The 11,734-nt window shown below is 61.1% G+C and carries 7 protein-coding genes; 2 read left to right on the plus strand and 5 right to left on the minus strand.

What is annotated here, in order from left to right; genetic code table 11:
- Nucleotides 1-6: 6 nt before the first annotated feature.
- The 5 genes from HB676_RS03855 to HB676_RS03875 form a co-directional block, all read right to left on the minus strand.
- A complete protein-coding gene (locus HB676_RS03855; RefSeq protein WP_213736345.1) occupies nt 7-6,285 on the minus strand; it encodes a HAMP domain-containing protein in 6,279 nt (2,092 codons plus the stop codon).
- Between the two features lie 280 nt (nt 6,286-6,565).
- Nucleotides 6,566-7,729, minus strand: coding sequence for an MFS transporter (locus tag HB676_RS03860; protein ID WP_275944918.1), 1,164 nt, complete (start codon nt 7,727-7,729; stop codon nt 6,566-6,568).
- Nucleotides 7,730-7,990: 261 nt separating this feature from the next.
- Complete coding sequence (locus HB676_RS03865) at nt 7,991-8,371, minus strand: PRC-barrel domain-containing protein (RefSeq protein WP_213736347.1); 381 nt, start codon at nt 8,369-8,371, stop codon at nt 7,991-7,993.
- A gap of 74 nt (nt 8,372-8,445) precedes the next feature.
- Nucleotides 8,446-8,706, minus strand: a complete 261-nt coding sequence (locus tag HB676_RS03870) for a hypothetical protein (RefSeq protein WP_213736348.1) — start codon at nt 8,704-8,706, stop codon at nt 8,446-8,448.
- A 188-nt stretch (nt 8,707-8,894) separates the two neighbouring features.
- On the minus strand, nt 8,895-10,139 hold the full coding sequence (locus HB676_RS03875; protein WP_218625622.1) for an FAD-dependent oxidoreductase: 1,245 nt from the start codon (nt 10,137-10,139) through the stop codon (nt 8,895-8,897).
- A gap of 212 nt (nt 10,140-10,351) precedes the next feature.
- Here HB676_RS03875 and HB676_RS03880 point away from each other — a divergent pair, with 212 nt between their 5' ends.
- Both HB676_RS03880 and HB676_RS03885 read left to right on the plus strand, forming a co-directional pair.
- The gene (locus HB676_RS03880; RefSeq protein WP_213736349.1) at nt 10,352-10,549 is read left to right on the plus strand and encodes a hypothetical protein; all 198 of its coding nucleotides are present in this window, start codon (nt 10,352-10,354) and stop codon (nt 10,547-10,549) included.
- A gap of 434 nt (nt 10,550-10,983) precedes the next feature.
- Nucleotides 10,984-11,733 (plus strand): gluconate 2-dehydrogenase subunit 3 family protein, encoded by a 750-nt coding sequence (locus tag HB676_RS03885; RefSeq protein ID WP_213736350.1) that lies wholly within the window; start codon nt 10,984-10,986, stop codon nt 11,731-11,733.
- Nucleotide 11,734 lies beyond the last annotated feature (1 nt).

The following is an 11,734-nucleotide window of genomic DNA, read 5'->3' on the forward strand; positions in this document are numbered from 1 at the left end:
TGCCAATCAGCGGTGAAGCCACATGCGTATGGCAAGAAGCAGTTGTTCTGTATTGACCGGCTTGGCGAGATAATCGGAAGCGCCGGCCTCCAGGCATTTCTCCCGGTCGCCCTTCATCGCTTTCGCGGTGAGGGCGATGATCGGGAGCCGGCGGAAGGCCGGGTTCTCCCGAATGACCCCCATGGTCTGGTAGCCATCCATCTGCGGCATCATGATATCCATCAGGACGATGGCGATCTCCGGATTGGACTCGACCAGCGTAACGGCCTCGCTGCCGGTCGTGGCGGTGAGAACCTTCATGCCGCGACGCTCCAGGACGCTGCTGAGCGCGAAGATGTTGCGGGCGTCGTCGTCCACCAGCAATGCGGTCCGGCCCACCAAATCCTCGTCGGAACTGTTGAGCTTCTCCAGCATTCGCTGCTTCTCGATGGGCAATTCCGTGATCACACGGTGCAGAAACAGCGACGTTTCGTCGAGCAGGCGTTCCGGCGACTCGACGCCCTTCACCACAATGCTGCGCGCCATGGTGTGGAGTTCCGCATCTTCTTCGACCGAAAGTTCCCGGCCCGTGAACACGACCACAGGCACAGTGGACAGTGAATCATCCTTGCGGATTCGGTCAAGCACTTCGAAGCCACTCATGTCCGGCAATCGCAGATCCAGCACTACGCAATCGCAGGGGTTCTCCCGCAACGTCGAGAGCGCGCCGGCCCCGGTACCGGTGGTCACGATCTCAATGTCCTTGTGATCCAGCAGTTCCCTTATACTCATCTGTTCCGCGGCATTATCCTCAACAATCAGCAGGCGCTTGCGGCGCGGCCTGGCATATTCCTTGATCTTGGACAGCGCCGCACTGACGTCTTCGGTCGTCGTCGGCTTGTTGACAAAGGAGAACGCGCCCCGCGCCAGCGCATGCTGGCGATCCTCGTCCAGCGTGATGATCTGGACCGGGATATGCCGGGTCAGGGGATTATGCTTGAGCTGGCTCAGCACCGTCCAGCCCAGCATATCCGGCAGGAAAACGTCGAGCGAGACCGCCGCGGGCTGGAACTGCTTGGCAAGATCCAGCGCCTCGGCCCCACGCGCGGCGACCAGGACCTTGAAGCCCTTGTCGCGCGCCAGATCGATCAGCACCCGCGCATAATGCGGATCGTCTTCGACGATCAGCAGAATGGTGTCTCCCGGCTCGAGATGGAGCCGATCGTCGGCCAATTGCTCGATCACCCGCTCCTGTGCCGCGACCTGCAGCACCGGCGCGGTATTGTGGGAGGTTCCGGCATGGACGCGCGGCGCCACCGTCGGTCCGGAATATTTCAGCGGCAGATAGAGCACGAACGTACTGCCCTGGCCGGGCGTGCTGCGCAGGTGGATTTCGCCGCCGAGCAGACTTGCGAGCTCGCGGCTGATGGCCAGGCCCAGACCGGTGCCGCCGTATTTTCGGCTGGTGCCGGCGTCGGCCTGCTGGAACGCCTCGAAGATCAGCTTCTGCTTTTCAAGCGGAATGCCGATGCCGGTGTCGGTCACCTCGAAGGCGATGACGCCCGGCGCGTGATTGAGAACCGGATGTTCGGCGCTCCAGCCGCTGGCGGCCGCCGAAACATTGAGGCGGACCCCGCCTTCGGCCGTGAACTTGAACGCATTCGACAGCAGATTTTTCAGCACCTGCTGCAGACGCTTGGAGTCGGTGACGATGCTGCGTCCCAGATTGGGATCGACCTCGACGCTGAAGGAGAGCCGGCGGTTATCCGCCTCATGCCGGAACGGGCGTCCCACCGTCTCCAGCAGATTGGTCGTAAGAATTTCCTCGGCGTCCACCGTTACGGTTCCGGACTCGATCTTGGAGAGATCGAGGATGTCGCTGATCAGATTGAGCAGATCGGTACCCGCGCCGTGAATGGTTCGCGCGAATTCGACCTGCTTGGCCGACAGATTGCCGTCCGCATTTTCGGTGAGCTGCTGGCCCAGGATCAGGATGCTGTTCAGCGGCGTGCGCAACTCGTGCGACATGTTGGCGAGGAATTCCGACTTGTATTTCGAGGTCAGCGAGAGTTCCGTCGCCTTTTCCTCGAGCGCGCGTCGCGCCTGCTCGATTTCCTGGTTCTTCCTTTCGACTTCGACGTTACGCTCAGCAAGTTGCTGGGCTTTCTGCTCAAGCTGTTCGTTGGTCTGCTGCAACTCTTTTTGCTGTGTCTGCAATTCACCTGCGAGCTGCTGGGACTGTTTCAGCAGGCCTTCGGTCTGCATCGTCGCCTCGATACTGTTGAGCACAATGCCGATGCTGTCTGTGAGCTGCTCGAGGAACGTCATCTGCGAGGTCGTGAACGAGCTGACGGAAGACAGCTCGATGACGGCCTTGACCTGGTTCTCGAACAGAACCGGAAGCACGACCAGATTCTTCGGCATGACCCGCAGCAGCGCCGAATTGATCGGAACGGCGTCGAGCGGAATATCCGATACCAGCCGTTGACGCTTGTCCATCGCGCATTGACCGATCAGACCGTCGCCGAACTGAATGGAGGACGGATGAGGATTGGCGCCATCGCCGGCATAGGTCGACAGCAAATGCAGGCTGGGACTTTCTTCGTTCTCAACCTGATAGATCACGCCCATATGGGCGTTCACCAGCGGCGTCAATTCGGTCAGCAGCAAGCGGCCGACGGTGGTGAGGTCGCGCTGACCCTGCAGCATGTTGGTGAACCGGGCGAGGTTGGTCTTCAGCCAGTCCTGTTCGGTGTTCACGTCGGTGGTGAGCCGCAGATTGCCGATCATGGTGTTGATGTTGTCTTTGAGCTCGGCGACTTCGCCGCGGGCGTCGACCTGAATCGAACGCGTCAAGTCGCCCTTGGTGACGGCGGTGGCGACCTCGGCGATCGCGCGCACCTGGGAGGTCAGGTTGGCGGCCAGAAGGTTGACGTTGCCGGTCAGATCCTTCCACGTGCCGGCCGCCCCGGGCACGTTGGCTTGACCACCCAGGCGGCCTTCGACGCCGACTTCGCGTGCCACGCTGGTGACCTGATCGGCGAACGTCGCCAATGTCTCCGTCATGTTGTTGATGGTGTCGGCGAGGGCGGCGACTTCGCCCTTCGACTTCACGGTCAGGTTTTGCTGCAGGTCGCCGTTGGCGACGGCGGTCACCACCTTGACGATGCCGCGCACCTGCTCGGTCAGGTTGGCCGCCATGAAGTTCACGGTGTCGGTCAGGTCCTTCCAGGTTCCGGCGACGCCGGGCACTTGCGCCTGTCCGCCGAGTTTGCCTTCGGTGCCGACCTCGCGCGCCACGCGCGTCACTTCGCCGGCAAAAGCGTTGAGCTGATCGACCATCGTGTTGATGGTATTCTTGAGTTCGAGAATTTCGCCCTTCACGTCCACCGTGATCTTGCGCGACAAGTCGCCGCGCGCGACGGCCGTCGTGACTTCGGCGATGTTGCGGACTTGCGTGGTCAGGTTGGCCGCCAGCAGGTTGACGTTGTCGGTCAGGTCCTTCCAGGTGCCGCCGACGCCGGGCACCACGGCCTGACCGCCAAGCCGGCCTTCGGTACCGACCTCGCGCGCGACGCGGGTCACTTCGGCCGCGAACGAGCGCAACTGCTCGACCATCGTATTCAAGGTATCTTTCAGCAGCAGGATTTCGCCGCGCACGTCCACCGTGATTTTTTTGGAGAGGTCGCCACCCGCGATCGCGGTCGCCACTTCGGCGATGTTGCGGACCTGTGCCGTCAAGTTGGAGGCCATGAAGTTGACGTTGTCGGTGAGGTCCTTCCAGGTGCCGGCGACCTCCGGCACTTCGGCCTGACCGCCAAGCTTGCCTTCGGTGCCGACTTCGCGCGCCACGCGGGTCACTTCGGAGGCGAAGGCGTTGAGCTGATCGACCATCGTATTGATGGTGTTCTTGAGTTCGAGAATTTCGCCCTTCACGTCGACCGTGATCTTGCGCGACAAGTCGCCGCGTGCGACCGCGGTGGTGACTTCGGCGATGTTACGAACCTGGGCGGTCAGATTGCCCGCCATCGAGTTCACGCTGTCCGTCAGATCCTTCCAGGTGCCGGCGACACCCGGCACGTTGGCCTGGCCGCCGAGGCGACCTTCGGTGCCGACCTCGCGCGCGACGCGTGTCACCTCACCGGCGAACCGGTTGAGCTGATCGACCATCGTGTTGAGGGTTTCCTTGAGCTGCAGGATTTCGCCGCGCACGTCGACCGTGATCTTGCGCGACAAGTCGCCGCCGGCGATCGCGGTCGCGACTTCCGCGATGTTTCGAACCTGCGCGGTCAAATTGCCGGCCATCGAGTTGACGCTGTCGGTGAGATCTTTCCAGGTGCCGGCGACGCCGGGCACTTCGGCCTGACCACCGAGCTTGCCGTCGGTGCCGACTTCGCGCGCGACGCGGGTCACTTCGCCGGCAAAGGCGTTGAGCTGGTCGACCATGGTGTTGAGCGTTTCCTTCAATTGCAGGATTTCGCCGGACACGTTCACCGTGATCTTTTTCGACAGGTCGCCCTTGGCCACGGCGGTCGCGACTTCGGCGATGTTGCGGACCTGGCCGGTCAGGTTGGAGGCCATCGAGTTGACGCTGTCGGTGAGGTCCTTCCAGGTGCCGGCGACGCCGCGCACCAGCGCCTGGCCGCCCAGCTTGCCTTCGGTGCCGACTTCGCGCGCAACGCGCGTCACTTCGCCGGCGAAGGCGTTGAGCTGATCGACCATCGTGTTGATGGTGTCTTTCAGCTCGAGAATTTCGCCCCGCACGTCCACCGTGATCTTCTTCGACAAGTCGCCATTGGCGACGGCGGTGGTCACTTCGGCGATATTTCGAACCTGCGCCGTCAGGTTTGAAGCCATCGAGTTGACGCTCTCGGTCAGATCCTTCCAGGTGCCGGCGACGCCGAGCACGTTGGCTTGACCGCCCAACCGGCCGTCGGTGCCGACCTCGCGCGCGACGCGCGTCACTTCGCCGGCAAAGGCGTTGAGCTGGTCGACCATGGTGTTGAGCGTTTCCTTCAATTGCAGGATTTCGCCGGACACGTTCACGGTAATCTTCTTGGAGAGGTCGCCGCCAGCGATCGCGGTCGCGACATCCGCGATGTTGCGGACCTGCGCGGTCAGGTTGGACGCCATGAAGTTGACGTTGTCGGTGAGGTCCTTCCATGTGCCGGCGACGCCGGGCACTTGCGCCTGACCGCCGAGTTTGCCCTCGGTGCCGACCTCACGCGCCACGCGGGTCACTTCGGAGGCGAACGAATTGAGCTGATCGACCATCGTATTGATGGTGTCTTTGAGTTCTAGGATTTCGCCGCGGACGTCGACCGTGATCTTGCGCGAGAGGTCGCCGCGCGCCACGGCGGTGGTGACGTTGGCGATGTTGCGGACCTGCGCGGTGAGGTTGCCGCACATCGCGTTCACGGAGTCGGTAAGGTCCTTCCAGGTGCCGGCGACGCCGGGGACGATAGCCTGGCCGCCGAGTTTGCCGTCGGTGCCGACCTCGCGCGCCACGCGCGTCACTTCGGACGCGAACGAGCGAAGCTGATCCACCATCGTGTTGATGGCTTCCTTCAACTGCAGAATTTCGCCGCGCACGTCGACCGTGATCTTCTTGGACAAGTCGCCATTGGCGACCGCGATCGTCACTTCGGCGATGTTGCGAACCTGGCCGGTCAGGTTGTTGGCCATCGAGTTCACGCTCTCGGTGAGGTCTTTCCAGACGCCCGTCACTTCCGGCACCTGTGCCTGGCCGCCTAGTTTGCCTTCGGTTCCCACTTCGCGGGCGACGCGCGTCACTTCCGAGGTGAATACGCTGAGCTGCTTGATCATCGTATTGACGATGTTGGCCGACTGTAAAAATTCGCCGCCCAGTGGGCGGCCGTCGACATCGAGTTTTACGGTTTGCAACAGATCGCCCTGCGCGACGGCGGCGACCGCCCGGGTCACCTCGCGCGTCGGCCAGAGCAGGTCGTCGATCAGCGTATTGACCGAGCCTTCCATGTCGGCCCAGGAGCCGCCGGGCAGATCGAATTTGACGCGTTGCCGGGTCTTGCCCTCGCGGCCGACCACCTGGCCGACCCGCTCCAGTTGCAGCGCCATTCGCTGGTTGGCGGCGACGATTTCATTAAAAGTGTCGGCTATTTTGCCTTCGATCCCCAGATGATCGCCGGTCATCCGGACCGAGAAATCACCGCCCCGCATCGCCTGCAGCGCATGCAGCAGATCCTGCAGCGGATCGGAAGCCCCGTTCGCCGGAGGCTTGCGCTTGGGCGTCCTGCGAAGAGTAGCTGCGGAATCGAGATCACTCATGGCATCCCCCAAGTGGAAGTCACGCGACTAGTCTGGCGATATTGGTGAATCAATTCACAAGCCACAGAATAGAGGCGCCTATACAAATGCCAGATCAGTAGAAGATATGGCCCCGCGAACATGGAACTCGGCACGTCCGACCTAAGTTCCCCAACGCATCGAGCTGCAATTGGTTCCAACAGCCCCCAGAGAAAATATAGCCAGTCCAATCCGGGGGTTAGGGGTGGGCTTCCGGTGGACACCGGTCGTTAACGATTGCGAGATCGGGCGCCCCGTTGGCTCAATATTTCTTCACCAGAGATGCGAAGGCGATCCAGAGCCCGACTGACACAAGTCCGAACGACCCGAGCAACACGAAGGCTGCGTTATAGCCTGCGGTTTGCGCGAGCCAGCCGCCCAAAAGTGGGCTTAAGGATGCGCCGAGGCCCTGAACTGTCAGGACCGCGCCTTGGCCGAGATTGATCCGGCCGGTGCCATTCAAAGCGCGCGCGACGAGGCCGGGAACTGCAACGCTCTGCAGCCCCGCACCAACCCCATCGAGAATCTGAACGGGGATGACGCCCAGCCAGCCCACAAAGAAGTAAGCAAGTACTCCCCGCAAAGGTAGCGCGGCAAATGACACCAGCAATATCGGCCAGTACCCCCGTTTTTCCGCCACACGCATGGCCACGATCGATACGATCGTCATCACCGCTTGCGCGATGACCACGGTTGCCGCTACGAAACTCGGTCCGTCGGCGCCGCCAGTGGCTACGGCGGCAAGGCCGTACAACGGGAGAATGGCGGCGTTGCCCAGATGAAATGCCGCCAGCGCCACGCTCAGGACCAGCAGCGGCTTGTGTGTCAGCAAGACGTAGGATGCGTTGGGCTGGCTGTCCGGATCGGCTTCGCTGGTGCCTCGTGCGGCCCGATTGTCGATCGATTTCGGCGGGATCATCAATACGCAAACGATCGATACCATACCGAACGCGGCGGCGAGGTCGAATACGGCGGTGTAGCCGAAGGTCCATCCAAGATAGCCCGACAGTGCCGCGCCGACCACATTGCCGGCGTGGTTGAAGGCCTGGTTTCGCCCGATCTGCCGGTTGAATCCGCGTTGCCGGACAATACCAAGCGTAATGCCGGTCACCGCGGGCACGATGGCGGCACCGGCAATCGCGGTCGCGACCTGCGAACCTGCCACAATCCAGAAATCCTGCGACAGTAGAATGATCGCCGATGCGCTCACCACACAGATTCCAGGCACGATCACCCACGCGCGCTTGAAGTTTGTCGTGTCGATCAATCCGCCGATGGGGATAGTGATCAGCATTCCCGCGACGCTGCCGATTGTCATCGCCGTGCCGATCAGGCCGCTGTTCCATCCGCGCCCCAGCAGGAAAACGCCGAGGAACGGGCCGATGCCCGACTGCATGTCCGCCATGACGAAATTCAGCGCGAGCAGCGGCCAAAGCTTTTGAGAGGAGGATGATTTAGATCTGGAATGGGACGCTACAAACCATTTCCCGATCGAACTGACGACGTGACCAGGAAATAATCTTTGTGACGCAAGCCAGTTCATGGATTCCGTCATTTAACGACCAGGTGGAATCGACAGCGGCGAGACTGCGCCCGGCACATTCATCTCTCGCGCATCAGATACGTCTTAAGAACAGCCACAAGCGATGAAAGAAAATCCCCGGATAAACCAGGAATCGATCTTCCGTCAGGCGATCATGGGGATGCCGTAATAGTCGTTGACCGATTGCGCGCGTGCAGTGTCAGACCAGTTCCAGGCGTTGTCGTTGCCGTATCTCGGTGCGCCTTCCAACTGCTTCAGCGTGATACCGGTGACATAACCACCGAGCGCGGTGTCGTATTTCAGCGACTGCCAAGGCAGCGGATAATGATCGTCACCGATTCCCAGAAATCCGCCGAAGCTCAGAACCGCATAGGAAACCTTGCCGCTCATCTTGTCGATCATCACGCGCTCGATCGAACCGATCTTCTGGCTGTCGGCGCCGTACACCGGGGTTCCTTCGACCTTGTCGCTGCCGATCAGGTTGCCCATTTCCCGCGCTTCCATTTCTCTTGATTGCATTGCCATCCGAGACCTCCGAGGTTGTGAAACGAAAACGGACGGGTGAAAGGATTGTTCCGGAAGGCAAAGTGCTGCAGGTCCTAGCGACGCCGCGCGACCGCGATCCCGAACAGGAACGCGACAAACAGGCTTGCAAGCGGTGCCTCCCGCGTGACCGCGCTAATGGTCGACAGTGCCGTCCCCGGCTGCCGCGCGGCCGCCAAAGCGTCCGTCAACTTTCGGGTCGCTGCCTGAAGACTTTCGGTAAGCTCGGTAATGGTACGCGAGGTGTCGGTTGCCGTGTCCATGGCCCGCTCCGCGAGGTTCGGTTCACGCGGTGCCGCAAATGTTTCGATGGTCATGTCATTCGCCTTCGATCTCAGACCGGTTTTAAGGAAGTGAAGAGGCCGCCGCCTTTGGGCTATCCTCGCGAGCGCTGGTTGGAATAGCGGGTCAAAAAGACCTTTGGCTATCCGCGACAGCGCCGTATTGAACGGCGAGCGGCGACCTCATAAAGGAAATGCGATCACGGCAACTTGGTTCCAGGAGATCAGCCGTCCCGATCCAGCGCGAAATCAGTCAGGAGCTGCGAACTCGAGCCCGCGATCAGATCGCCGATCAGTTGCGCGGCGAGAAAGCTGAAGGTGATTCCGTTGCCGCCATATCCATAGGCGGCGAAAATGCCCTTCGCACCGGGCACGGGACCGATCAAGGGCAGTCCGTCGCTGGTGGTGTCGAAGGTTCCTGACCATCGATATTCGATGTCGAGATCAGCGGCCGGCCAAAGCGCGGCAAGCTTTTGCGCCAGCACGCGGGCCTTCTGCGGGATCAGGCGATCGCGCGCCTCCGGCTCGACCACTTCGTCGCTATCCTCGCCGCCGATGATAATGCGACCGGCGGAGGTGGTTCGCGCATAGAGATAGTCCTTGCTGTCTTCCCAGATCAGCGCGCCTTCCTTCCAGAGATTTTGCGGCTGGGGCTTGGTTGCAATTGCCCAACTCGAAGACACCGTTTGAATGGTCGAGTGAACGATCGCGGGTATGACGTAGCCGGTCGCAAGAATCACCGAGCGCGCCTCGATCTGACGGTCGTTCTTCAGCTGAATGCCGACCGAGCGCGCGGCCGCGTCGAAACCGATGGCTTCCGCTTCGAAGACACGGGCGCCTCGGGCGGCTGCGGTCTCAAGCATGCCCTTGGCCAATTGCGATGGATCCGCGTCCGCCGCACCTGGCGATACCAGCGCGCCGGCGCGCGCAATTCCGAAGACATCCAGAAGCATTCGATGATCCAGGAATTCACCCGGCAAACCCGCGCGTTCGCGAAGTTGATGTTCCCCGAGCAATTCCTTGCTGGTATCGCCCGCAGCCAGATACAGCGATGGCTTGTCTCGCAGTTCGCAGGAAATACCCAGTTGATGGACCAGCGACTTCAAACCAGCGACGGCATGTAAGCTCGCGTGGTAAGCGCGCGATGCCCGTTCGAAGCCGTAAAGGTCGGTCAGTTGAGTAAGGGAGCGATCGATTTCCCACAGCAGCATCGACGTGCTAGCGGCGGTGCTGCCGCGGCCGGGAAGCTCGCGATCGATGACAATGACATCAAGGCCCTGGCGGGTAAGCCGCTCTGCGATCAGCGACCCGGTAATACCGCCGCCGACGATCAGCGCATCGCATTTGACGTTTTCATCGAGTTCAAGCCGGACGGCTTGCTCGGGTGTCGCATACCATGGCGACCGGCCGCCGCGCAGGTCGGCCTGTTCGGTATCCTCTGAATCGAGAACGCTGATAATAACCCTCAAATGAACTTGAGCAGCCGCCGGAACGGTAAAGGCGGCGTTGGCAAATTCTTAACAAGCGCGATCCGGTCTGGTTCCAGTTTCCTAGCCCTGCGTGCGTGCGGCAAATCCAGCCGCCCGGTTCAAAAATTCGTTCTGTTACATAACCATAATACCTCTGACGCAATGAAAGGGAATAAACTCGATCCAGATTCATCGATCTAGCGGAGGTAGCCATGAAGAACGCGTCTCACTATCGCGCATTGGCTTCGCTGTACCGTCAGCAGGCTGCGTACAATCCCGGCCAGAGCTGGCATCTGCTTGGACAGGCAGAACGCTGGGAACATCTCGCCGAGCAGGAATTGGCGTCCCACTTCGAGGACTGCAACGAAAGCAACTCGAACGTTCAAGCCGTCAGGCGCGACGCCGCCTGATCGAACGCCCGCGACGGGCAGGCGATCACTAGCCTGTCACTCATAGAACTGTGGACGTCCACAAGGCGCATAGCACTGCTGTCAGTCTGGGTTCCGGCTTCCGGACGTCTATGACCTCGCCGGTCTGCGGTCGTAACAAAATCTTGTTCCGTAGCTGGAACCTTTCGCAGGGACGGACGTCAAGCCGAGTGCTACCTGTCAGTAGCTCGATGCTATTGGGGCGGAATTCCCGGATGACAGACGGTTTGCCTTCGGCGCTATCCGCCGTTGGTTTTATGCGCCCGGACAGTGGTGCGACCTGGATTCCCCGGCCCGAGAATCATTTCTGCAGCACGCCGCAATTCAACGCAGCAAGAATGCGACAGAACGCGCATTGAGCGAAGCGTAATGCTACGTGGATCGACGCCGTCGGTTTGAAGCGCCAGAGGGGGACCATGAATCGCAATACTTCCTCGCAACCGTCCCGGCGGTTTTTGTTGGCCTCCGCTACCGCATTTTTTTTCGTGGGGACAGGTCTGGCACGTGCGCGCACTCTCGGCGGCAGCCTGCCTTGGGAGCCGGGAACGGCAACGCCACCAACACCAGTGCGTCCCGGTCCTTGGCTGTTTTTCACCGCGGACGAAGCTGCGATAGTTGAAGCCGCGGTCGATCGCCTGATCCCGCCGGACAATCGCGGGCCCGGCGGCAAGGATGCCGGGTGCGCCGTGTACATCGACCGGCAACTCGCAGGCCCCTATGGCCGTTCCGAGGGCCTCTATACCAGGCCACCCTTCATGGCGGGCGCAGCCACGCAAGGCTATCAAATGCCCGACGCGCCCGCCGCGCGCTATCGCATGGGCCTGAGAGCGCTGGCGGACCACATCAAAAGCAACTTCGCAGGAAAATCTTTTCGCGATCTCGCGCCTGAGGATCAGGACAAGGTGCTCAAAGGGCTGGAGTCGGGATCTATCGCGCTCAAGGACGTCAAGAGCGCGGATTTCTTTACGCTGCTCTTGGGTAATACCCAGGAAGGCTTTTTTGCCGATCCGATCTATGGCGGCAACCGCGACATGGCGGGCTGGAAGCTGATCGGCTTTCCCGGCGCGCGTTACGATTATCGCGATTGGGTCGAGCGCCACAACGAAGCCTATCCGTTGCCGCCCGTGAGCATCATGGGCCGCTCCGACTGGACAGTGAGAGAATAGC

The organism is Bradyrhizobium sp. dw_411 (assembly GCF_018449695.1).
Lineage (GTDB): Bacteria > Pseudomonadota > Alphaproteobacteria > Rhizobiales > Xanthobacteraceae > Bradyrhizobium.